General features: G+C 69.3%; 24 protein-coding genes and 1 pseudogene. 13 read left to right on the forward strand and 12 right to left on the reverse strand.

What is annotated here, in order from left to right:
- The 3 genes and pseudogenes from E0497_RS12795 to E0497_RS12805 all read left to right on the forward strand — a co-directional run.
- Window positions 1-307: pseudogene (locus E0497_RS12795) on the forward strand (hypothetical protein); the annotation flags it as partial.
- Window positions 308-383: 76 nt separating this feature from the next.
- The gene (locus E0497_RS12800) at window positions 384-1,424 is read left to right on the forward strand and encodes an NAD(P)-dependent alcohol dehydrogenase (protein WP_137725186.1); all 1,041 of its coding nucleotides are present in this window, start codon (window positions 384-386) and stop codon (window positions 1,422-1,424) included.
- A 150-nt stretch (window positions 1,425-1,574) separates the two neighbouring features.
- Entirely contained in the window at window positions 1,575-1,796 is a 222-nt protein-coding gene (locus tag E0497_RS12805; RefSeq protein WP_137725187.1) for a hypothetical protein, read from the forward strand.
- A gap of 9 nt (window positions 1,797-1,805) precedes the next feature.
- Here the strand turns inward: E0497_RS12805 and E0497_RS12810 are convergent, their stop codons facing one another.
- From E0497_RS12810 to E0497_RS12835, 6 genes are all read right to left on the reverse strand, one after another.
- Window positions 1,806-2,666, reverse strand: a complete 861-nt coding sequence (locus E0497_RS12810; RefSeq protein ID WP_137725188.1) for a polyphosphate kinase 2 family protein — start codon at window positions 2,664-2,666, stop codon at window positions 1,806-1,808.
- Between the two features lie 63 nt (window positions 2,667-2,729).
- Window positions 2,730-4,325 carry an asparagine synthase (glutamine-hydrolyzing) gene (asnB, locus tag E0497_RS12815; protein ID WP_137725189.1) on the reverse strand — a complete coding sequence of 532 codons (1,596 nt, stop codon included), beginning with the start codon at window positions 4,323-4,325 and terminating at the stop codon, window positions 2,730-2,732.
- A gap of 4 nt (window positions 4,326-4,329) precedes the next feature.
- Window positions 4,330-5,205 (reverse strand): DUF5715 family protein, encoded by an 876-nt coding sequence (locus E0497_RS12820; protein ID WP_137725190.1) that lies wholly within the window; start codon window positions 5,203-5,205, stop codon window positions 4,330-4,332.
- A 33-nt stretch (window positions 5,206-5,238) separates the two neighbouring features.
- Window positions 5,239-6,615: an ABC1 kinase family protein gene (locus E0497_RS12825; RefSeq protein ID WP_137725191.1), complete on the reverse strand. Its 1,377-nt coding sequence runs from the start codon at window positions 6,613-6,615 to the stop codon at window positions 5,239-5,241.
- Between the two features lie 53 nt (window positions 6,616-6,668).
- A complete protein-coding gene (locus tag E0497_RS12830; RefSeq protein WP_137725192.1) occupies window positions 6,669-7,019 on the reverse strand; it encodes a DUF4873 domain-containing protein in 351 nt (116 codons plus the stop codon).
- A 40-nt stretch (window positions 7,020-7,059) separates the two neighbouring features.
- Window positions 7,060-7,797, reverse strand: a complete 738-nt coding sequence (locus tag E0497_RS12835; protein WP_137725193.1) for a TetR/AcrR family transcriptional regulator — start codon at window positions 7,795-7,797, stop codon at window positions 7,060-7,062.
- Between the two features lie 166 nt (window positions 7,798-7,963).
- Between E0497_RS12835 and E0497_RS12840 the strand changes: the two genes are divergently transcribed.
- From E0497_RS12840 to E0497_RS12865, 6 genes are all read left to right on the forward strand, one after another.
- Entirely contained in the window at window positions 7,964-9,175 is a 1,212-nt protein-coding gene (locus tag E0497_RS12840; RefSeq protein WP_137725281.1) for a DUF445 domain-containing protein, read from the forward strand.
- A gap of 104 nt (window positions 9,176-9,279) precedes the next feature.
- A complete protein-coding gene (locus E0497_RS12845) occupies window positions 9,280-9,810 on the forward strand; it encodes a helix-turn-helix domain-containing protein (protein WP_137725194.1) in 531 nt (176 codons plus the stop codon).
- The gene (locus E0497_RS12850) at window positions 9,803-10,708 is read left to right on the forward strand and encodes a heparin-binding hemagglutinin (RefSeq protein WP_137725195.1); all 906 of its coding nucleotides are present in this window, start codon (window positions 9,803-9,805) and stop codon (window positions 10,706-10,708) included. The genes E0497_RS12845 and E0497_RS12850 overlap by 8 nt, the downstream gene beginning before the upstream one ends.
- A 73-nt stretch (window positions 10,709-10,781) precedes the next feature.
- Window positions 10,782-11,075 (forward strand): DUF2516 family protein, encoded by a 294-nt coding sequence (locus tag E0497_RS12855; protein WP_137725196.1) that lies wholly within the window; start codon window positions 10,782-10,784, stop codon window positions 11,073-11,075.
- Between the two features lie 231 nt (window positions 11,076-11,306).
- Window positions 11,307-12,191, forward strand: a complete 885-nt coding sequence (locus tag E0497_RS12860) for an AurF N-oxygenase family protein (RefSeq protein WP_241665862.1) — start codon at window positions 11,307-11,309, stop codon at window positions 12,189-12,191.
- A gap of 155 nt (window positions 12,192-12,346) precedes the next feature.
- The gene (locus E0497_RS12865) at window positions 12,347-13,369 is read left to right on the forward strand and encodes an alpha/beta fold hydrolase (RefSeq protein ID WP_137725198.1); all 1,023 of its coding nucleotides are present in this window, start codon (window positions 12,347-12,349) and stop codon (window positions 13,367-13,369) included.
- 21 nt (window positions 13,370-13,390) lie between these two features.
- Here the strand turns inward: E0497_RS12865 and purU are convergent, their stop codons facing one another.
- Both purU and E0497_RS12875 read right to left on the reverse strand, forming a co-directional pair.
- Window positions 13,391-14,278 (reverse strand): formyltetrahydrofolate deformylase, encoded by an 888-nt coding sequence (gene purU / locus E0497_RS12870; RefSeq protein WP_137725199.1) that lies wholly within the window; start codon window positions 14,276-14,278, stop codon window positions 13,391-13,393.
- A gap of 17 nt (window positions 14,279-14,295) precedes the next feature.
- A complete protein-coding gene (locus E0497_RS12875; RefSeq protein ID WP_137725200.1) occupies window positions 14,296-15,183 on the reverse strand; it encodes a class I SAM-dependent methyltransferase in 888 nt (295 codons plus the stop codon).
- Here E0497_RS12875 and deoC point away from each other — a divergent pair.
- Entirely contained in the window at window positions 15,182-15,868 is a 687-nt protein-coding gene (deoC, locus tag E0497_RS12880; RefSeq protein WP_137725201.1) for a deoxyribose-phosphate aldolase, read from the forward strand. The two genes, E0497_RS12875 and deoC, sit on opposite strands and share 2 nt — an antisense overlap.
- On the opposite strand, the gene E0497_RS12885 is transcribed toward deoC, so the two are convergent.
- Window positions 15,861-16,625, reverse strand: coding sequence for an LmeA family phospholipid-binding protein (locus tag E0497_RS12885; protein WP_137725202.1), 765 nt, complete (start codon window positions 16,623-16,625; stop codon window positions 15,861-15,863). The two genes, deoC and E0497_RS12885, sit on opposite strands and share 8 nt — an antisense overlap.
- A gap of 133 nt (window positions 16,626-16,758) precedes the next feature.
- On the opposite strand from E0497_RS12885, the gene E0497_RS12890 reads away from it, so the two are divergent.
- On the forward strand, window positions 16,759-17,370 hold the full coding sequence (locus tag E0497_RS12890) for a type IV toxin-antitoxin system AbiEi family antitoxin domain-containing protein (protein ID WP_137725203.1): 612 nt from the start codon (window positions 16,759-16,761) through the stop codon (window positions 17,368-17,370).
- Between the two features lie 6 nt (window positions 17,371-17,376).
- Here the strand turns inward: E0497_RS12890 and E0497_RS12895 are convergent, their stop codons facing one another.
- The 3 genes from E0497_RS12895 to E0497_RS12905 are packed head-to-tail and all read right to left on the reverse strand — an operon-like array spanning window position 17,377 to window position 19,244.
- On the reverse strand, window positions 17,377-18,156 hold the full coding sequence (locus E0497_RS12895; RefSeq protein ID WP_137725204.1) for a class I SAM-dependent methyltransferase: 780 nt from the start codon (window positions 18,154-18,156) through the stop codon (window positions 17,377-17,379).
- Window positions 18,157-18,161: 5 nt separating this feature from the next.
- Complete coding sequence (locus E0497_RS12900; protein ID WP_137725205.1) at window positions 18,162-18,668, reverse strand: DUF2505 domain-containing protein; 507 nt, start codon at window positions 18,666-18,668, stop codon at window positions 18,162-18,164.
- A gap of 60 nt (window positions 18,669-18,728) precedes the next feature.
- Entirely contained in the window at window positions 18,729-19,244 is a 516-nt protein-coding gene (locus E0497_RS12905; protein WP_137725206.1) for a DUF2505 domain-containing protein, read from the reverse strand.
- Between the two features lie 23 nt (window positions 19,245-19,267).
- Between E0497_RS12905 and E0497_RS12910 the strand changes: the two genes are divergently transcribed.
- A complete protein-coding gene (locus E0497_RS12910; protein ID WP_421958342.1) occupies window positions 19,268-20,371 on the forward strand; it encodes a UDP-N-acetylmuramate dehydrogenase in 1,104 nt (367 codons plus the stop codon).
- 60 nt (window positions 20,372-20,431) lie between these two features.
- On the forward strand, window positions 20,432-21,619 hold the full coding sequence (locus tag E0497_RS12915; protein ID WP_137725207.1) for a L,D-transpeptidase: 1,188 nt from the start codon (window positions 20,432-20,434) through the stop codon (window positions 21,617-21,619).
- The last annotated feature ends 20 nt before the right edge of the window (window positions 21,620-21,639 follow it).

Consider the following 21,639-nt stretch of genomic DNA (forward strand, 5'->3'; position numbering starts at 1 on the left):
AGGGCGCAAGACCGTCGAGGTGGTCTATCTGATCACCTCCGCCGACCACATCGCGGCACCACCAGCGGTCCTCGCCGCCTGGATCCAGGGGCATTGGGGCATCGAGAACCGCCTGCACTGGGTTCGGGACGTCGCGTTCGCCGAAGACCTCTCCCAGGTCCGCACCGGACAGGCTCCGCGAGTCATGGCAACCTGCCGCAACCTCGCGATCGGCCTCCTCCGCCTCGCCGGCTGGACCAGCATCGCCGAAGGGTTACGCCACCATGCCAGGCATCCGGATCACGCTGCTGCACTGGTCCTGACCTGAGGAAATGCGACTATTCCGGGGCCCTGGGTCAGGGGTCCGTTGCGGGCGCTCGACGGCAGCGAGTAGGCATGTAGGCATGATCGATGTCTCCGCTTACGCCGCCACCGCCGCCGATGCTCCGCTCGAGAAGACCACGATCGAACGCCGCGACGTCGGCCCCCACGACGTCCTGATCGAGATCAAGTACGCCGGGATCTGCCACTCCGACATCCACACCGCCCGCAACGAGTGGGGTGGGACCTCCTACCCGGTCGTGCCCGGCCACGAGATCACCGGCATCGTCGCCGAGATCGGCTCGGACGTCACCCGGCACGCCGTCGGCGACCGGGTGGGCGTCGGCTGCTTCGTCGACTCGTGCCGCGAATGCATCAACTGCCAGGCCGGTGAGGAGCAGTACTGCGAGAAGGGTGTCGTCGACACCTACAACACGATCGGACGCGACGGAACGCGCACGGCCGGAGGCTATTCCACGCACGTCGTGGTGACCGAGGACTTCGTGCTCTCGGTCCCGGACTCTCTCGCCCTCGACGTCGCGGCACCGCTGCTGTGCGCCGGCATCACGCTGTTCTCGCCGCTCACCCACTGGGGTGCCGGTCCGGGCAAGGAGGTCGCGATCGTCGGGATGGGCGGACTCGGTCACGTCGGCGTCAAGATCGCACACGCGATGGGTGCCGAGGTCACCGTGCTGAGCCAGTCGCTGAGCAAGAAGGACGACGGCCTGCGGTTCGGTGCCGACGAGTACTACGCCACCTCCGACCCCGAGACCTTCAAGGCGTTGCGCAAGCGCTTCGATCTGATCCTCAACACCGTGTCGGTCAACCTCGACATCGACCGGTACATGTCGATGCTCACGCTCGACGGCGTCTTCGTCGAACTGGGCCTGCCCGAGAACCCGATCAGTGTCCGCGGTTTCTCCCTGCTCAAGAACCGCCGCAGTCTCGCCGGATCGCTCGTCGGCGGCATCCCGCAGACGCAGGAGATGCTGAACTTCTGCGCCGAGCACGGCATCGGCGCCGAGATCGAACTGATCTCCGCGGACAAGATCAACGACGCGTTCGACCGGGTCGTCGCCAGCGACGTGCGCTACCGATTCGTGATCGACGCGTCCACCTTCTGATACCCGTCCGGTATCACCGGTATCTGTCACTCTCCTCGGGGCGGCGTAGCGTCGGGGCACGGGGTTCCGTGCCCGGCGCACAGTCCGACGCACGGTGGGCCGACGAACAGGCCCGTCACACCCGATCGCCGACTCGAGGAGGGGTGACAGATGACACTCAACGACTTCGCCGGATGGGCGGGCTACGCGCTGGCGCTCACCGGAATCACCATGGCCGGTCTGTTCCTTGTCGCCGCGGCCGGCGGTTTCGCGGGCTGGGCGGTACTCGCCGGACTGGCCTCGCTGACCGCGTTCGCCTCGTCCGCCGCCATCTTCGGTGGCGTCACCCGGCACGACCACAGGATGAACCACAGCACGCCGCACATGCTGTGACCGTCCGGTTCACGACCGGGCCAGACGCTCCTTCTCGACCTCGATGTCGAAATCGGCGGGCGGCCAGTCCAGATCGAGCCGGGTGAGGGCGTCGATCAACAGTTCGGTCACCGCAATCCGGCTGTACCACTTGCGATCACACGGGACCACGTACCACGGTGCGTGGTCCGTCGACGTCTTGTCGAGCATCGCCTGGTAGGCCTGCTGATACTGCGGCCACAGGGCCCGCTCGGTGACGTCGCCGGGGTTGTACTTCCAGAACTTGTCGGGGCGGTCGAGTCGCTCGGCGAGACGACGCTTCTGCTCGTCGAGGGACACGAACATCGCAACCTTCACCAGAGTCGTTCCGCTGTAGACGAGTTCACGCTCGAACTGGTTGATCTCCTCGTACCGCCCGCTCCACACCTCCGACGGCACCAGATCGTGGACCCGCGCCACCAGGACGTCCTCGTAGTGCGACCGGTCGAACACACCGAGCTGGCCGCCGCGGGGGAGCGCCTTGTTGATCCGCCACAGATAGTGGTGACGCTTTTCCTCCGGCGTGGGCACCCCGAACGCGGCATGGTCGACGCCCTGCGGGTCGACGTGCCCGATCACGTGCCGCACCATGCCACCCTTGCCGGCGGTGTCCATGCCCTGCAGGATCAGCAGCACCGACCGCTCGTCCCCGGACCGGCCGTTCGCGTACAGCTTCTCCTGCAACGCCGACAGCACCGCCCCGCGCTCCTCGAGGAGCCGTTCGCCGTCCGCCTTGTCACCGTCGAAGCCGGGCGTCGCCCGTGGATCGATCTTCGCGACCTTCGTGTGCGGCCCGGCGCGCAGCACCTCGGTCGCCGGGGTGGACCACAAAGTCTTCTCGTGCGCGGGCATGGCAGCACTGTGCCACAGTGCTGCACCCGCGACCGTGATCTCCGCGGGAATGTCGGTGCGGGATCAGTTCGTCGTGCCGGACACCAGTCGCCGTCCGGCCCGCTGGACGGCCGGTTGCACGTTCCAGCGCAGCGCCCCGAGCAGGTCCTTGCCCCGCTCGAACGGTGTGTAGTCACGGCGCCGGGTCCCCGACGCGAGTGCCAAGTCGAGATCGTCGCCGGCCGCGGTGAGCAGGGTGTCGAAGTCGCGCCGGATCGGCTCGTGCAGGTCGTAGCCGTGGGCACGGTGCAGGCGCGGGAACCACGGCTTGAACAACCGGGCCCGGTCGTGCAGGCCCGACGAGTACGACATGCCGGCCTTGGGGCGGGTGCGGATGTAGTCGGGCAGCAGATCCGCGAACGCCTCCCGCACCAGCCACTTCTCCTGCGCGCCGGAAATTTTGAGCGACAACGGAATTCGCATCGCGAGTCCGACGACGTCACGGTCGAGGAACGGTACCCGGGTCTCGACGCCCTGCCCCATCGCGCAGCGGTCCACCCGTTGCAGTTCGGTGCGCCCCAGGTTGAGCAGCTTGTGCGCGAACAGTCGGTCGCCCGCGTCGGCCCCGATCGTGTGGTACATCGGGTACCCGCCGAACAGTTCGTCGGAGCCGTCCCCGGTGAGCACCACCTTCAGCCCCGCGTCACGGATGCGGCGGAACAGGGGGATCGAGACGACCGCGTTGATGATGTCGCCGTACTCGTCGAGTTCCCCGACCCGGATCGCCTCCCGGATCGCGGCCGGGCCGATGTCGCCGCGTCCGACATCGACGATCTCGTGCCGCACCCCGAGCTCCGCGGTCAACCGCCGCGCGTACGCGAGGTCGGGACTGTCCGGGGCGCCGATCGTGAACGCGACACAGTCCGGGTGCATCCGTGCCGTGTGCGCGAGGACCAGGGAACTGTCCAGGCCACCCGAGAGCACCACTCCCACCGGCAGATCCGTGTCCAGCCGGACCCGGATCGCGTCGGACAGTGCCGTGCGCACCGCCGCCACGGCCTCGTCGGGGTCGGTGATCGGGCCGAGTCGGTGCAACTCGTCGTACAGGTCGAAGTACCGCCGGACCTCGACATCCTCGCCGCCGCGCCACCACCCGTGATGCCCCGGCGGCAGTGCACGGATCCGGGCCCCGGCCGGGACGAGTGCCTTGATCTCCGACGCGACGTGCAGCGCGCCGCGGCGCAGCGCGACGTACAGCGGTTTGACGCCGAGCGGGTCCCGCGCGACGAACGTGTCCCGCGTGACGGTGTCGACGATCGCGAACGCGAACTCGCCGCGCAACCGGGCCACCGCGTCCTCACCCCACTCGAGGAACGCCTCGAGCACCACCTCGGTGTCGGACGCGGACCGGAACTCGTGGCCGAGTTCCCGTAGTTGCGTGCGCACCTCGTCGTGGTTGAAGACCTCGCCGTTGTAACACAGCAGCCAGCGGCCGTCGGCGGAGCGCCACGGCTGCACGGCATGCTCGCGGTCGACGATCGCGAGCCGCTGCGTGCCCGCGAGGAAACCGGGGCCGCAGGCATGTTCGCGGAACTCGCCGCGCGCCGCGATCCGGTCGAGCATCGTCTCGAACAGGTCCCGGTTACCGTCCTCGCCGACGATCAGGGCGATGCCGCACATGGATTCACAATCCGATCTGGTGGTCGTAGGTGGCCCGGAGTCCGGGCATCGCGTCGGGATGCGGGCACACGTGCCACGCCGGCCCCTCGTCGATGACGTTGATGTCGCCCGTGTCCCGCCGGTCGACCAGCACGGACTGCAGGATCCGGTCGCCCCCGAGTGGACGCAGCCAGCCGACCGCGACGTCGATCGCGTACCCGCTGCAGTGCGAACTCGGATGCAGCGCCGAATAACCCAGGCCCCGCAGGTGCTCCTGGTGGGCCTCGCTGCGGACCGCACTGTTGAGCCACACCCCGGCCCGGGCGGCACTGCGCGCGCCGACGTCGGTGCAGCGACGGGCGTACTCGTCGGCGATCTCGTTGAGGAGAGCGATCGTCTCCGGCAGGGCCCGCCGGTACCGCAGCCCGGCCGACGGTGGCGTCGCCCGCGGCCGCATCCGCCGGTCCGCTGCGCGCACGATCCGCTGCGGCAGCGACTCGGCCTGCCCGCGATACCGGAACCGGAGGCGACCGGCCCGGCGCAGCGGATCGAGATCCACCAGCAGCGGCGACACGCGGACATCCTCCGACGTGGCGAAACGCGGCGCGTGGCCCCACCACAGCACGTCGATCTGGTGCAGCAGATGAATGCGGATCAACGCCGACAGGTCGGTGGCCGAACTGCGGGAGTTCGGTGTGTACCCGTCCACCTGCACGTGCAGGGCCGCCGCGACGTGGTCGGCACCGCCCGGGTGCCGGGACAGCACCGCCGCGACGTCCGGAGCGTCGAGTACCGCACGGGCGACCGCGTCCCCCGTGGGAACACCGTCACCGGTGAGCACGTCGACGAGGTCGTCCACCCGCCGCCGGTACCCGTCGAAGTCGATCGCAGGGAGCGTCACCGGAAGCACGGTAGTGCACGCAAAACGGACACGCTAGGGCTGTCCGGCCCGCCACTGCGCTTCGGCCGCACCGAGTTCCGTCGTCGGCGCCTCGTCGTACACCCACTCCCGGCCGATCCGGTGCCAGTTGGCGGACGCGTCGAGCTGCCCGAGGACCCCGAACGTGAGGAAGTCGGCGCGACGGGAGAACAGATGCTCGGGCGGCAGGTTCTGGCTCTTCATCCCGGAGAACTCCGACGCCCGCGGGTCGATCGCGAGCAGAAAACCGGTGCTCGCCATCTCCGGGGTGATCGCGATCTCCTCGTCCACCAGGTTCCATTCGGCGGCCGCGTACACGTAGTCCAGGCACTCGTCGGGGGTGACGTCGGCACCCGGGTCGATGACGCCCCGGTGCACCAGCAGCGCGAACAGGTCGTCGGTGCGGCCCTCCGTCGCCGCCCGCAGGCACTGCTTCTCGAACTCGACGTGCCTCGCATCCATCCGGTTGAACAGACCGAAGTCGACGAAGCCGACCCGGCCGTCGGCGCCGAGCAGTACGTTCCCGGGATGCGGGTCGCCACAGAACTCGTGGTACCGGTACAGCGACCCGATGTAGAAGCGGAAGACGATCTCCCCGATCCGGTTCCGCTCGGCCTGCGGCAGCCCGCGGATCGCGACGAACCCGGCACCGTCGAAGAACTCGCTCACCAGGACCCGTCGGGTGCTCAACTCGGGCACGCTGTCGGGGATCGCGACGAACGGGTGATCCGCGTACACCCGGGCGATCCCGTGCTGGGTGCGGGCCTCACGCTCGTAGTCGAGTTCACCCTCGAAGTTGAGCCGCAACTCGTTCAGCAGACCCGGCGTGGACAGGGTGGGAACCGTCGACTTCCAGATCTTCAGGAACATCGTCAGGTTCTTCATGTCCGCGCGGATCGCGGCGTCGATCCCCGGATACTGCACCTTGACGGCGACATCGCGTCCGTCGTGCAGGCGAGCCCGGTACACCTGGCCGATCGACGCGGCCGCGATCGCGTCGGGATCGAACTCGGCGAACACGTCGCCCAGCGGGCGCCCGTAGTCGGCCTCGATCACGTCGCGCATCGCAGGGAACGAGGTCGTCGGTGCCTGGTCGCGCAGCGCGGCGAGCTTGCGCTGGAACTCCTCGCGATGCTCCTCCGGCACCAGGTCCAGATCCAGGATCGACAGCATCTGCCCGAGCTTCATCGCGACGCCCTTCATCCCGCCGAGGACGGTGACGAGCTGGTCTGCGGCCGCGATCGCGGACTTCTCCGCGAGCCGGGTCCGCACCTCCTCGGACCGTCCGAGCATCGACACGCGGGTGCCGACACCGCGGAGGGCACGACCGGCGGCGACCTGTCCGAGCTTCGAACCCCGCACGAGACGGGACGTGGGAACCTTGTCGGCCAACGAAACCTCCGGTGCGAAACGGGTTCTGCTGCGGCGCGGTGCCGCACGTCACACTAGAGCAGGCCCTCGGTGTCCTCCATGACCGGGAACGGCGGCCGGGTCACCCCGTCGACCATGTGACTGCCCCACAGGTCCAGGCCGCCGACCCGTGCCACCCCGGACCCGTCCGGGGTGGTGATCGTCAGTTCGGTCCCGGCCGGTGCGAGGTCACCGCCCAGCGCGCGGGACAGCTCCCGCACCCGGCCGCGCCACACGAACCGGCCGCTGATCGGCTCGAAGTTCCCGGACAGTTCGACGTCCACGATCACCGGCGCGTGCGCGCCGACCGTGACGTGGGCCGGGCCGCGGTAGCCGTCCGGTTCGTCGTGCTCGTGTTCGTCGGAGTCTGCGGTGAAGTCGGTCACGACGTCAGAATACTTGTGACCGACAGTTACACAAGAGTGGTCAGTCGGTGGATTCGCGCAACGGGTGCGGCATCGACTTGAACCGGGCCGGAGATCCGTTGACGGACGCGATCCCGGAGATGCCACCCCACGTCATCATCACCAGGTAGTCGATGAGATCGTCCGTCGACATCGACTGGTTCGAGATCCACCAGTGCGTCGCCAACTGCACCGCGCCGACGACGCCGTACGCCCACGGCACCGACCCGCCCGAATCCATGTCCATGCTGCGCAGCCGCTCCCCGAGCAGGGTGGCCAGCAGTTCGGCGATCATCCGCTCGGAATCCGCGACGACGTCCCGGTTGGCGCCCGTACTGTTCGCCATCACGTACAGGTACACCTCGGGATCCGCGGCGACCGTCTCGACGTACGCGGCGATCGCGACCCGACACAACTCGTACTCGTCGAGATCCTCGCTGATCGCCTCGTACATGCGCGGCGCCAGGACCGTCTCCACGTACCGCATCATCGTCGCGCTCGTCAGATCGTTCTTGTCGGCGAAGTACCGGTACAGCACCGTCTTCGAGACGCCGATCTCCGACGCGATGTCGTCCATGCCGGCGTCACGGCCGCGGGCCCGGATCGCGGCGATCGTGCCGTCGACGAGTTCCTCACGGCGCGCGATCTTGTGTTCGCGCCACCGCCGCTTCCGGCCGTCCGGCTTACCGGTCGCGGGAGTCGTCTCGTCGGTCGTCTGCTGCAGATCTGCGCTTTGCTTCGGCACTGGGGTTCGCCACATCCGTTCGGGGTTGATCCAGACGACCAGCCTAGTGCCGTGGCCCGGCGCCGGGGGCGGGTGTCTCACCGAGTGCAACCGGGACGACCGTCGGAACCGGCACAATGTCGGTGTGCAGTTCGACCAATCATCCTTCGACGACCCCGTCAAGCGCCGCGACCTGCGGCGGATGAAGGCCGTCGCGACCGGTTTCCTGGTATTCGCGACCGTCGTCTACTTCTTCTGCCGATGGCAGGAGAGTCGCGGCGCCGGCGAATGGGTCGGGTACGTGCGGGCGGCGTCGGAGGCCGGGATGGTCGGTGCGCTCGCCGACTGGTTCGCGGTGACCGCACTGTTCCGGCATCCGCTGGGCCTGAAGATCCCGCACACCGCGATCATCAAACGTAAGAAGGATCAGCTCGGCGAGTCGCTGAGCAGCTTCGTCGGCGACAACTTCCTCGCCCCGGACGTGGTGTCCGCGAAGGTGAGTGCCGCGCAGATCCCGCTGCGGGTGGGTACCTGGATGGCCGAGCCCGTGCACGCGCAGCGGGTGGCCGCCGAGACGTCGACGCTGCTGCGCGGTGTGGTCGAGGTGCTCTCCGACGACGACATCACCGCGATCATCGACAACACCATCGTCCGGCGGATCGCCGAACCCGACTGGGGCCCGCCGATCGGCAAGGTGCTCACCGAACTGCTGCACGAGAACCGGCAACTGCCGCTACTGGACCTGCTCGCCGAACGCGCCCACCAGTGGGCGCTCGGCAGCCGCGACACGATCGACCGCATCATCACCCGCGACGCCCCGTCGTGGTCACCGAAGTTCGTCGACGCCCTGCTCGGGGAGAAGATCTACCGCGAACTCGTCGAGTTCACGTGGAAGGTGCGGTCCGACCCGGAGCACGAGGTCCGGTTGGCCGCCGACCGGTTCCTCGTCGACTTCGCCGACGACCTGCAGAACGATCCCGCGACCATCGCGAAGGCCGAGTCGATCAAGGCCGAGATCATGGGCCGCGAGGAGATCACCGGGCTCGCGTCCGCGACGTGGCGGGTCGCCAAACGGCTCATCACCGAATCGGTCGACGACCCGGACAGCACGCTGCGCCGCAAGATCGCCGAGAACGTCGCGGGCTTCGGTGCCCGACTGCGCGACGACGACGCGCTGCGCGGCAAGGTCGACGGCTGGCTGGTTGCGGGAACCCGGTACGTCGCCGAGAACTACACCGGCGAGATCACCGCGGTCATCACCGAGACCGTGCAGCGCTGGGACGCCGAGGAAGCCAGCCGCAAGATCGAACTCCAGGTGGGACGCGACCTGCAGTTCATCCGCATCAACGGCACCGTCGTCGGCGCCCTCGCCGGCCTGGCGATCTACACGCTGTCCGAACTGCTGTTCGCCTGACACCCGAACGTCGCACTGTGGCGTCCGTCACGTGCTAACAAAGTGCTTGCAATTGTTAGCACCTGCTCCTACCGTGGGTTTTGCGTACGGAACAGGGAGTGCTGATGGCCGATGAACCTCGTGATACGGAACCCGGTAGCGGGAACGGTCCGACCGACATGAGCGGTGCGGCCCGTGCGGTCGCGGAGGCAGCCCAGGACATCGGCAGCTTCATCCGGTCCCAGCGGGAGGCCGCGCAGGTGTCACTGCGGCAGCTCTCCCAGCTCGCCGGCATCAGCAACCCCTATCTCAGTCAGATCGAGCGCGGACTGCGCAAGCCGTCCGCCGACGTCCTCGCGCAGATCGCGAAGGGGTTGCGGGTCTCGTCCGAGGTTCTGTACATGCAGGCCGGGATTCTCGAGAAGCGCCCCCACAGCCCGGTCCGGGACGCACTGCTGTCCGACGGTGTCCTCACCGAACGACAGAAGCAGGTGCTGCTCGAGATCTACGAGTCGTTCTGTCGGGAGAACGACCCGCACCAGTCCGCTACGGCCGTTGTGACCCCGGGGGGTACGGCCGCAGTGGACGACGAACACGAGATCCGCAAGATCCGCAAGATCTCAGACCCACTCGACAGGAGATCCGAGAATGACTGATCCGAAGTTCATCGAGACCGTGAAGACCCCGTTCTATGCGGCCGTCGGCACCGGTGACCTGGTCGTCCAGGCCGTCGCCGACGTGGTGTCCCAGGTGCGTGCCCGCACCGAGGATGCCGCCGCCACCGACATGGCGGGACGTCTCGACGAGGCCCGCGAACGCTGGGCCAACCTGCCGACCGAGGTCACCGAGGGCGTCGAGCAGCTGCGTGAGCGGCTCGCGGCACTGCCCGCTGAGCTGCCCGAGGAGCTGGCCGAGCTGCGCGAGCGGTTCACCGCCGAGGAGCTGCGCAAGGTTGCCGAGGCATACCTCAAGGTGGCGTCCGACCTGTACGTCGCGCTCGCCGAGCGTGGCGAGGAGGCGGTCGAGCGGATCCGCAAGCAGCCCGGCGTCGAGGAGCAGATCGGTCGCGCCGAGGCCGCATTCGGTGACGCCGTCGAGCTGACCGAGGAAGCCCTCGGCACCGTGGCCCGTCAGACCCGCGCCGTCGGCGAGCAGGCTGCCAAGCTCGCGGGCCGCGCCGCCGGCCGCATCAGCGACGTCGCCGACGAGGCCGCCGTCGTGCTGTCCGAGGCGAGCGACACCGTCGCCAACCGTCTGTCCCAGACCGGTGACTCGGTCGCCAGCCGCGTCGAGGCCGCCGGCGAGCGCGCCGAGGCGACGTCCGAGGTCGCCGCCGAGCGTGTCGAGTCCGCCGCGCCCAAGGCTGCACCGAAGTCCGATGCGAAGACCGAGACCGCTACCGCGGCCAAGCCTGCCGCCGAGAAGGCGCCCGCCCCGGCCGCCAAGAAGGCCGCACCGGTCAAGGCCGCACCGGCCGCTAAGCCGGCACCGGCCAAGACCGCCGGCACGGCCGCCGCCAAGAAGGCCTCCCCGGCCAAGAAGGCCACCAACTGATCGAATCCCGATCTCGGAACGGGCCCTGCGCACGAGAGTGCGCGGGGCCCGTCCGAATTCGTAGGATGGACCCGTGGTCAACATTCACGGCATCACCGGGCTGATCCTGTTCGCGCTGCAGTTGCTGGCACTCGCCGGGGCGGCATTCGCGATATTCCACGCGGCCCGGCAGCGTAAGGACGCCTTCACCGCCGTGGACAAGCTCACCAAGCCGATCTGGATCGGCATCCTCGCCGCGTCCCTACTGGTGATCTTCCTGTTCGGGGCGGTACACATGCTCGGCCTCATCGCGGTCGTCGCGGTGTGCGTCTATCTCGTCGACGTCCGCCCGCGGGTCGACGACATTCAGCGCGGCCCGCGCTGGTAGCGCTACCGAAGCGTCTATTGACGAACGGTTACATGTAAACCTTGACAACAGTCATTGCGACGGTACGGTGGAATCAGGCTCGAAAAAGGGTCTGATCTGCCACTTCTGCGGCAGATGATCCACGTGAGCGCACCCCGTGCGTGAGCGGCCGATCAGCAGGAGGTGACCATGTCGATCACCCGTCCGCGCCTGCGCCGCGGCACCCCGGGCGAGCGTCCACCGTCCCGTCGCATGCGGGCCGGGGACCGGCAGGACACCGCGTCCCGGCTGCTCGCCTCGTCCGCCCGCAAGTCGTACGACCCGCTCGTCGAGATCGACTGGGCGGCGCCGATCCCCGACGACCTGTACGGCATGACCCCCGAATGGTGCAGCCTGTACGGCACCGCGCTGTGGGAGTCGATGACCGAGCAGCAGCGGATCACCCTCACCCGGCACGAGGCCGCCAGCATCTCCGGCGCCGGCATCTGGTTCGAGATGATCCTCATGCAGATGCTGATCCGCGACATCTACTCGCACGACCCCGCCACGTCGCACGTACAGTTCGCGCTCACCGAGATCGCCGACGAGTGCCGGCACTCCACGATGTTCGCCCGGTCCGCGCAGCGGTTCGGGATTCCGTCGTACCGGCCCCCGAAGTGGATCCTCAACGTGGCCCGCCCGTTCAAGGCCACCGCGTCCGGCTCCCTCGCCTACGGCGGCACCCTGTTCGTGGAGGAACTCCTCGACGTGATGCAGCGCGACTTCCTGCGTGACGAACGCGTCCAGCCGATCACCCGCACCGTCAGCAGGATCCACGTCCTCGAGGAGTCGCGGCACATCCGGTTCGCGCGGGAGGAGACGGTGCGCCGCGTCGCACACCTGTCCCGGACCAAGCGGGCCTACCAACGTCTCGTCCTCGGCGTGAGTGCCTACTTCGTCGTCACCTGTCTGGTCAACGAACAGGTCTACGCCGCAGCCGGCCTCGACGTCGACGAAGCGAAGAAGGCCGCCCGCACCAACACGCACTACCACGAGATGATCCGCGAGGGCTGCCGCGATACCGTCGAATTCCTCGACGAGTGCGGCCTCGTCGGCGGCCCGTCGACGCTGTTCCTGCGCCGGGCGCACGTCCTCTAGTGGGCGCCCTCACCGTGCGGGTACCGGCCGGAGCGGGAGCCCCGGTGGCGAGGGAACGTCAGATCTCGAAAGCGCTCGCGAAAGCCGCGAGTCGACTCGAACATGTTGCACCCGAGACGGACTCGGTGCGCACCGGACAGAACAGGGGAGCAGGAGTGGGTGTTTTCGGATCCCGTAAGGGATGGTGGACGGTGGCGGGTCTCGCCGCGGTGGCGGGAGCGGGTGCGCTCGTGGCGCGCCGCCGGACGTCCGGTGGTCGGACGGCCGTCGGGCCGGACCGGTCCGACGTGTTCTCCACCCCGCGACTCGAACCGGAGATCCTGTCGGTCGTCTCCGCCGACGGTGCCGAACTGCACGTGCGCGCGTACGGCAACCCCGACGCCGAGCCGATCGTGTTCAGCCACGGCTGGGTGTGTTCCACCGAATTCTGGAACCCACAGGTCAACGCGCTCGCCGAGAAGTACCGCGTCATCACCTACGATCAGCGCGGCCACGGCCGCAGCGGTATCGGATCCGCCCCGCTGAGCCCGGACCTCCTCGCCGACGACCTCGCCGCCGTGCTGGCCGCGACCGTCACCGAAGGACACAAGGCCGAGATCGTCGGACACAGCATGGGCGGTATGAGCATCGTCGCGTGGGCTCGTCGCTACCCCGAGCAGGTCGAAAAGTACGCCGGCTCGATCCTGCTGGCCAGCACCGGCACCGACAAGCTCGTCGCCGAGACGACGGTCGTTCCACTGCCGCAACGCTTTCCGCGACTCCCGGTGCCGGTCGGCAAGGCGGTGCTGGGATCCACGCTGCCGATGCCGGCGTCCCCGCTGACCGCCCGGGCCATCCAGTACATCGCGCTGGCACCCGGTTCCGCGCGCGACGAGGTCGAGTTCTGCGAGCACATCGTGAACGCGTGCCCGCGGCAGACCCGCGGCGGGTGGGGGGCGGCGCTGAGCACCCTCGACATCACCGACGGGTTGAAGAACCTGACGGTGCCGACCACGGTGCTCGTCGGCACCGCGGACCGGCTCACCCCGCCGTCGCACGCCCGTCGTCTCGCGCAGCTGCTCGACGACGACCATCACCTCGAGCGGTTGATCGTCCTGCCGGGTATCGGGCACATGACGTCGGTGGAGGCGGTCGACGAGTTCAACGCCGAGATCGAACGGCTCCGCGCCCTGACGTGATACCCGTCAGCTGACCACTGTTCAGCTGAACACGACGGTCTTGCGGCCGTGCACCTGGACGCGGTCCTCCAGGTGCCACCGCAGGCCGCGGGCCAGAACCAGCTTCTCGATGTCGCGGCCCTGCCGGACCATGTCGGCGACCTGGTCGGTGTGGTCGACGCGGATGACGTCCTGCTCGATGATGGGGCCGGCATCGAGTTCGGCGGTCACGTAGTGGCAGGTCGCGCCGATCAGCTTCACACCCCGCACGAACGCCTGGTGGTAGGGGCGGGCGCCGATGAACGACGGCAGGAAGCTGTGGTGGATGTTGATCGCGCGGCCGGCCCAGTGTTCGCACAACTCGGCGGGCAGCACCTGCATGAACCGGGCCAGGACCACCGCGTCCGGGTCGTGGACGTCGACGAGCTTGCGGACCTGCTCGAACGCGGGTCCGCGTTCGGCGGGGTCCTTCGGGAACGACACGTAGTGGAAGTCGACGCCGTGCCGGCGGGCGACCGGCTCGAGATCGCGGTGGTTGCCGATGACCGCGGCCACCTCGCACTGCAACTCGCCCGCCGAGACCCGGCCGAGAAGGTCGTGCAGGCAGTGGCCTTCCTTGCTGACGAGCAGCACGACCCGCTTGCGTTCCCCGGTGTCGGTGAGCGTCCACTCGGTGTCGGGGCCGAGTTCGGCGGCGACGGCCGCGAACCTCTCCCGCATCTCCTCGAGACTCAGTGAGATCGACGACGCCCGCACTGCCTGCCGGGTGAAGAACCAGCCGGTGTCGGCGTCGGCGTGGTACGCCGCCTCGACGATCCACCCGCCGACCTCGGCGAGGAACGCGGAGATGCGGGCCACGATGCCGGTGCGGTCGGGGCAGCCCAGGGACAGAACGTAACGACGGTCGTCGGTCGAGGCAGCAGAACTCATGGCCACAGTGTGGCAGGTCACCTCGAACCGGTGACCGCTGCCGTGCCGACGAGAGTGGACGCGTCGACGGTGTGTAGTCCGCGGTCGGTGATCAGGGCCATGACGTCGGTGCGGACCCGTTCGATCGTGGCGTCGGGCAGCCCGGCCAGGGCGCCCCGCAGCCCACTGCCCAGCACGAGGTTCCAGCAGAACTCCTCGGTCGCCGGGATCAGGTTCGACAGCTCGCGCACCACGGTGCCGGTGGTGCCGGCGGCGGCGAGCCAGGCCCGCAGCTTGCCGGCGCTGTCGAGCCGTTCGGCGTCCGCGACGGTGCGGGCGCTCTCCGGCAGCGGTGCCTGCAGGTGCGGGGTGAGAGCGTCGAAGAACACGGCCGCGAACTCGTGCAGCGCGGGCGCCCGCCACGTGGTGACGCCGACGGTCCCACCGGGACGCACGAGCCGGGCCAGCCGGGCGAACGCCGCATCCATGTGCGGAAGGAAGAACACCGAGTACGACGCGAGGACGGCGTCGTAGCCGGCGGCCGGGACAGTGCTCGGCGGCTCCCATTCGGTGGCGTCGGCGCGGACGAACTCGATGTTGAGCAGTGCCCGGTCCGACGCGGTGACCCGGCCGTGTTCGAGCAGATCGTCGGACAGATCGATCGCGTGCACCTGGCCGGTGGGGCCGACCGCGGCTGCGGCCGCCAGCGCCGCCGACCCCGTCCCGCAGCCGACGTCGAGGACCACGTCACCGGCCCGCAGCCCCGCCGCGAACACCAGGGACTGGCCGGCCGGACCCCACACCTGCGGGGTCACCCGGTCGAAATCGGCGGCCGCGGCGTCGAACGTCGCAGCGATGTCGCCGGCGCTGGTCTTCCCGACGCTCACCCCTCCGATGCTAGCGACCTGTGCAAGGCTGCGAGGCATGTCGGATCACACTGTCGATCGGGCCCGGGTCGCCGCGATGATCGACCACACCCTGCTGGATCCGGTGGCATCGGACGCCGACGTCGCCACCCTCGTCGACGAGGCCCGCGAGCTCGGCGTGTACGCGGTGTGCGTGTCGCCGTCGATGCTGCCGCTTCCTGTGACGAACCGACCCGGTCCGCTGGTCGCGGCGGTCGTCGGGTTCCCGTCGGGCAAGCATCATTCGCTGGTGAAGGCGACCGAGGCGCGGCTCGCCGTCGACCAGGGGGCCGCCGAGATCGACATGGTGATCGACGTCGGGGCCGCGGCGGCAGGCGAGTTCGACGCCGTCTACGCCGACATCCTCGCGGTCCGGGATGCGATCGGCACCGGCCCGGTCCTCAAGGTGATCGTCGAGTCGGCGGCCCTGACCGACGACGCGATCGTCGGGGCGTGCCGGGCCGCCGAGCGGGCCGGGGCGGACTTCGTGAAGACGTCCACCGGCTTCCACCCGGCGGGCGGTGCGAGCGTGGCTGCGGTGCGGCTGATGGCACAGACCGTCGGGGGGCGGCTCGGGATCAAGGCCAGCGGCGGCATCCGCACCGCCGCCGACGCGCTGGCCGTGATCGACGCCGGCGCCACCCGGCTGGGGTTGTCCCGCAGCCGGGCGGTGCTGGACGGGTTCGGTGGGCCGCCGATCAGATGATGCTGCAGCCGGCGTTCGGGGCGTTCGGGTCCTGCGGCGGCATCACGTAGCGTCCGCCTGCGAGGTGCAGCTGGACGGCGTTGTCGGTGACGGTCAGCGATGTCGGCGCCATGCCGAGCGGGTACTGCTGCAGGCTCGCGGTGAGAGCCTGGACGACGCCGTCGACGAGCGACGTGGGCAGTCCGAGTCCGAGGATCTCGGCGCCCACGGTCTCGACCTGGACCTGTCCGTCCGCGATGGCGGGCCGGACGGTGAGGTCGGCGAGGCCGCCGACACTGAACTTCAGGGTGCCGGTCGCCGGGTCGGGGGTGACGCCGGTGATCAGGCCCATCGACTCGGACTGCACGGTCGCGAGGATGCCGTCGGTCTTCCACAGCACGTCGGCGGTGGAGCTGCCGATCGTGCCGCTGCTGTCGTCGGTGGCGGACATGTCGATGTCGTTCGCGCGGGCGTGCACCTGCATGCCCTTCGCCGGACCGAACGACGAACCGGCGCTGTCGATCGTCATGTAGGGCACGTTCTTGCTCGTCATCTGCAGCAGCACCGGCTTCCAGCTGAGACCCACGTCGACCGGCGAGCCGAGTTGGCTCTGCAACTGGGACTCCATGCAACTGGTGGCGCGCTGGCGGACGAAGAGTTCGCCGCCGACCAGTGCGACGACGAGTGCGGCGACCACGATCAGCGAGATCACGAGCGCCTTGCGTCGCTTGGGCTTCGGTGCCGTGGGCGTCTGGGGTGCGTTCACTGTTGCCGACATGACAGGGATTCTCCCGGAAGACTCTGAGCAGTTTCTGTGAAACAGCATTCGGGATGGACACTGTGACCCACAAAGGTCCACGAAGGCCCGTGAAACTGTGATCTGCACCACGATGTGGCAGTAGGGTGTGGGCATGGCGGGCAGGACAGATCCGCGACGCGACCCTACTCCGGAGGCGGGGGAGGATCTGCGTCGTCTTGCGCTCCGGCAAGCGGGGTATTTCACGACCGGGCAGGCGCTGCGGGTCGGGTACACGACCGAGGACATCGGCGGCCGTCTGGCCGAGGGGTCCTGGTTGCGGATCGAACGGGATCTGTTCCGCCTCGCCTCGTTCCCGCGCACCGATCTCGAGGAATACGCCAAATGGTGCGCGTGGTTCGAGGGCGACGCGGTCGTCTCGCATCAGAGTGCCGCCGAACTGCACGGGCTCGGGCACCTGCAGCCGAGTTTCGTGCACCTGTCCACCCCGGGTTCCGCCCCGGCACCCACCCGCCGACTCGCGCTGCACCGGCGCCGACTCCGCGACGAGGACTGCGAGCAGGCCGGTCCGCTGCGCATCACCACCCCGCTGTGCACGGCCCTCGACCTCGCGTCCGGCGGTATCGCGCAGGACCTGTTCGACGAGGTGATCGGCGACGGCGTCGCGATCGGCCGCATCGACCCCGCCGAACTGAGGGTCGCCGCGGAACTGCAACCGCAGCAGATCGTCGACCGTATCGAGCACGCGCTGGGTGCGTGCGAGTGAGCCGCGCTACCGAACCGGCGCGACATGCTCCCACGGCACCGTGAGCACGCAGTCGCGGATGCGGCGGCGCTGCGGGACGACGGGGTGACCGAGATCGGCCAGCAGCCGCAGTGACTCACGCCAGCGGACCCGCGGCCCGAACGGGGCGAGTCCGGCGGCGACCGCCCACGCCCGGTCGGCGGCGACGAGCAGGTCGTGGATGCGTTCGCCCTCGACGTTGCGGTGGATGAGGGCTTTGGGGAGCCGCTCGGCGACGTCGCTCGGCCGGTCCACGGCGAACGGATCCCACGCGATCGTCAGCGACCGCGGACCGTCCCGGTCCAGCAGCACCCACGCGCAGCGGCGGCCGAGTTCGTCGCACGTGCCGTCGACGAGGAGCCCGCCCGGCGCGAGCCCGGACCGCAGCCGGCCCCACGCATCCTCGACGGCGTCCTCCGGGTACTGCCGCAGCACGTTGAACGCCCGGATCAGCGTCGGCCGCAGGCCCGCGAGTTCGAAACCGCCGCGCGCGAACACGACCCCGTCGCGGCCGGGAACGACCCGGGCGGGATCGATCTCGAGTCCCACGACCCGCACATCGGAGCGCACCGTCCGCATTCGGGCCGCCAACTCGAGTGTCGTCACCGGCATCGCCCCGTAGCCGAGGTCGACGATCAGCGGATCGGACGCGCCCCGCAGCGTGCGCCGCACGAGCGGATCGTGGATCAGCCGGCGGTCGCTGCGGCGCAACCGGTTGATACCGGTGGTGCCGCGGGTGATGACGCCGACAGGTTTACCTTCGCGCACCCCGCTCACCGGGCTGCGAGCCAGGCGGTGGTGATCGCGGCCTCGTTGCGAAACAACTCCACCAGGTTCGCCAGCATCAGTTCCTCGATCTTCCCGCCGACGAACGGGATCGACACCTTCGCCTCCGACGTGGTGCGCAGCGTGCACCCGGTGCCGGTACCGAACAGCTCCATCGTCCCGGTGAGGCTGCCCGGTGCGGCCGGGATCGTGGCCTCGTACGTGCCGGTCACCGGATCCCCGAACCGGGTGTACCGCTCGGTGCGGGTGATGATCAGGTCGCTCTTGAGGACCGCCTGCGCGATTTCCGGCAGTTCGGTACGCGGCAGCACATGGTGGATCACCAGGTCGATACCGTCGGCGGTGACCTCGTGCGACACGAGGCTGCCGGCGTTGTCCGCGAACGTACGCATCTGAGCCATCCGCGCCTCCCAGTAGCCGCGATCGCCGAGCGCGGCGTACACCGTCTCGGCGGGATGCTCGAACGTGGCGGAATAGTCGATGCGACGGGCCATGACCTGCAGATTACCGGCCGATGACAGACGTGTCGGCGAAATCTGCGACGGGTCCGGTGTCTACGACGGGTTCGCCGCCGTCCACCGCGCGGTGAAGTCCTGCTCGGCGTCGAACAGTTCGATCACCTGACCGGCGATGACCTCCTCGATCCTGCCGCCGATCAGCGGCATCTTGACCTCCACCGAACCGTCCACGACCAGCAGTGATCCAGTGCCGGTCGAGTCGTCCGCGGTCAGGGTCAGGGTGCCGCGCAGTCGCCCGGGAACACCCTCGACCGCGGCGGTGAAGGTGCCGGACGCCCGGCCGTCCTGTAACGCACCCCACGATTCGGTGCGGGTGATGTGCAGATCACCCGGGCGGATCTTCGACACGATCGCCGGCAGATGCTCGGCGGGGACCGCCTGCGTCATCGCCACCTCGACCGCGGCGTCCCCGGCCGTCCACTCGTCGATCGTCGCGCCGGGACCGCCCACGTCCTGCAGCCGGGCCCGCCAGTACCGCTCGTCGGTGAGCGCGGCATGCACGGTCGCGACCGGCTGGGGGTAACGGGCGGAATGCTCGATGCGTCGGGACATGGACGGCACGCTACCGTTTTCCCGTGTTGGATCCACTCATCCGGGGGCGCCTCGACCAGGTCGGCGCACAGTTGTCCGAGCAGGTACCGCTGTCGAGCCTGACCACGCTGCGGCTCGGCGGTCCCGCCGCGGTCCTCGCGGACTGCCCGACCACCGCGATCCTCGTGGACACCGTCCGGCTCCTCGACGCCGCAGGGGTCCCGACGCTGATCCTCGGCGGCGGCTCCAACCTGGTGATCTCCGACGCCGGTTTCGACGGTGTCGTGGTCCGGGTGGCCGACGCGGGCGTCGACATCGGCGAGAACGGAGAGAACACGGTCTGCGCGCAGGCCGGCGCGGTGTGGGACGACGTCGTCGCGGCGACGGTCGCCGCCGGGTTCGGTGGCCTCGAATGCCTGTCCGGGATCCCCGGCTCCACCGGCGCGACCCCGGTGCAGAACGTCGGTGCCTACGGTGTCGAGGTGGGCTCGCTGCTGCGCCGCGTCCGACTGCTCGACCGCACCACCGGCGAGGTGCGCTGGGTGGAGCCGTCCGCGCTCGGGCTCGGCTACCGCACCAGTGTCCTCAAGCACCGCTCCGACGCGCTGGTCCTCGCCGTCGAGATGACCGTCCGCCCCGACGGGTCCAGCGCCCCGCTCGCGTACCGCGAACTCGCGTCCGCGCTCGGCGCGACCGAGGGGGAACGCCGGCCCGCCGCCGCCGTCCGCGACACCGTCCTGGGGCTGCGCCGCGGCAAGGGCATGGTCCTCGACGCCGCCGACCACGACACGTGGAGCGCCGGCTCGTTCTTCACCAACCCCGTCGTGCCCGACTCCCGGCTGCCCGCGGTGCTGGACGTGATCCGCGCGACGGTCGGCGCGGACACCCGGATCCCGCAGTTCCCCGGTGATGCGGGCACCAAACTGTCTGCGGGGTGGCTCATCGAGCGCGCCGGATTCGGCAAGGGGTATCCGGCCGACGACGCCCCGGTCCGGTTGTCCACCAAGCACACCCTCGCGCTGACCAATCGTGGTGCGGCGTCCACCGCCGACCTGATCGCGCTCGCACGCACCGTCCGCGACGGTGTCGAGGAGGCGTTCGGGGTGCGGCTCGAACCGGAACCCGTCACCGTCGGCTGCGCTGTCTGAGCGCCGCCGGGTTTCCCGTGTGGCGGAAGCCACTGTCGCAGTGCGGGTACCGTGGTTTTCGTGCGTGAACTGGGTATTCGGGTAAATAGGGCGCGGCTGTGGGCGGTGGCCGCGGCGCTCCTCGGGACGCTCCTCCTCGCCGGCTGCACCATCCCCACCGGTGATGCCGCGGACGCCGCCCCGGCCGCGTCCGGACCCGTCGTGACTGTGACCGAGAACCCGGCACCCGACGCTCGTGGCGTCAGCCCGATCGCGCCGGTCTCGGTGACCGTCGCGCAGGGCACGATCGTCGACGCCGCGCTCACCAACACCGTCGGCAGGGCCGTTGCGGGAACGTTGAGCCCGGACCGCACGGTGTACACGATCACCGAACCGCTCGGCTACGACACGACGTACACGTGGTCGGGAACCGCGGTCGGCGGCGACGGCACGACCGTGCCGATCACCGGCAGTTTCACCACCCTCGCCCCCGACACCCGCACGTCGGTGCGCACCAACATCGCCGACGGCCAGGTCGTCGGTATCGCCGCCCCGATCATCCTGCAGTTCGACGGCCCGATCGCCGACAAGGCCGCCGTCGAGAAGGCTCTGACGGTGACCACCGACCCGCCGACGACCGGGTCGTGGGCGTGGCTGGCCGACGACAACGGTGCCCGCGCGCACTGGCGTCCCGAGAACTACTGGACGCCGGGCACCGCCGTGCACGTGGACGCGAAACTGTACGGCCTGGACTTCGGGGGCGACGCGTACGGCGCCGGTGACCTGTCACTGAACTTCTCGATCGGCCGCAGCCAGATCGTCAAGGCGAACGCCCCCAGCCACCGCATGCAGGTGGTGCGCGACGGTGCCACGATCATGGACATCCCCGTCAGCTACGGCGAGGGCAACGAGAACCGCAACGTCACCCGCAGCGGCATCCACATCGTCACCGAGAAGCACGAGGACTTCCTGATGTCGAACCCGCCGTACTACGAGAACGTGCGCGAGCGGTGGGCCGTCCGGATCTCCAACAACGGCGAATTCATCCACGCCAACCCGCTCACCGTCGGTGTGCAGGGCGCATCCAATGTCACCAACGGCTGCATCAACCTGTCGCTGTCGGACGCCCAGGAGTACTTCGGTACCGCGCTGTACGGCGACCCGGTGGAGGTCACCGGCACCCGCATCGACCTCTCCGCCGCGGACGGCGACGTCTACGACTGGGTGGTCGACTGGCCGACGTGGCAGTCGATGTCCGCGCTGGCGTAGTACCGCTGCCGGGCGGAACC

Source organism: Prescottella subtropica (assembly GCF_005434945.1).
In the GTDB taxonomy this organism is placed as follows: domain Bacteria; phylum Actinomycetota; class Actinomycetes; order Mycobacteriales; family Mycobacteriaceae; genus Prescottella; species Prescottella subtropica.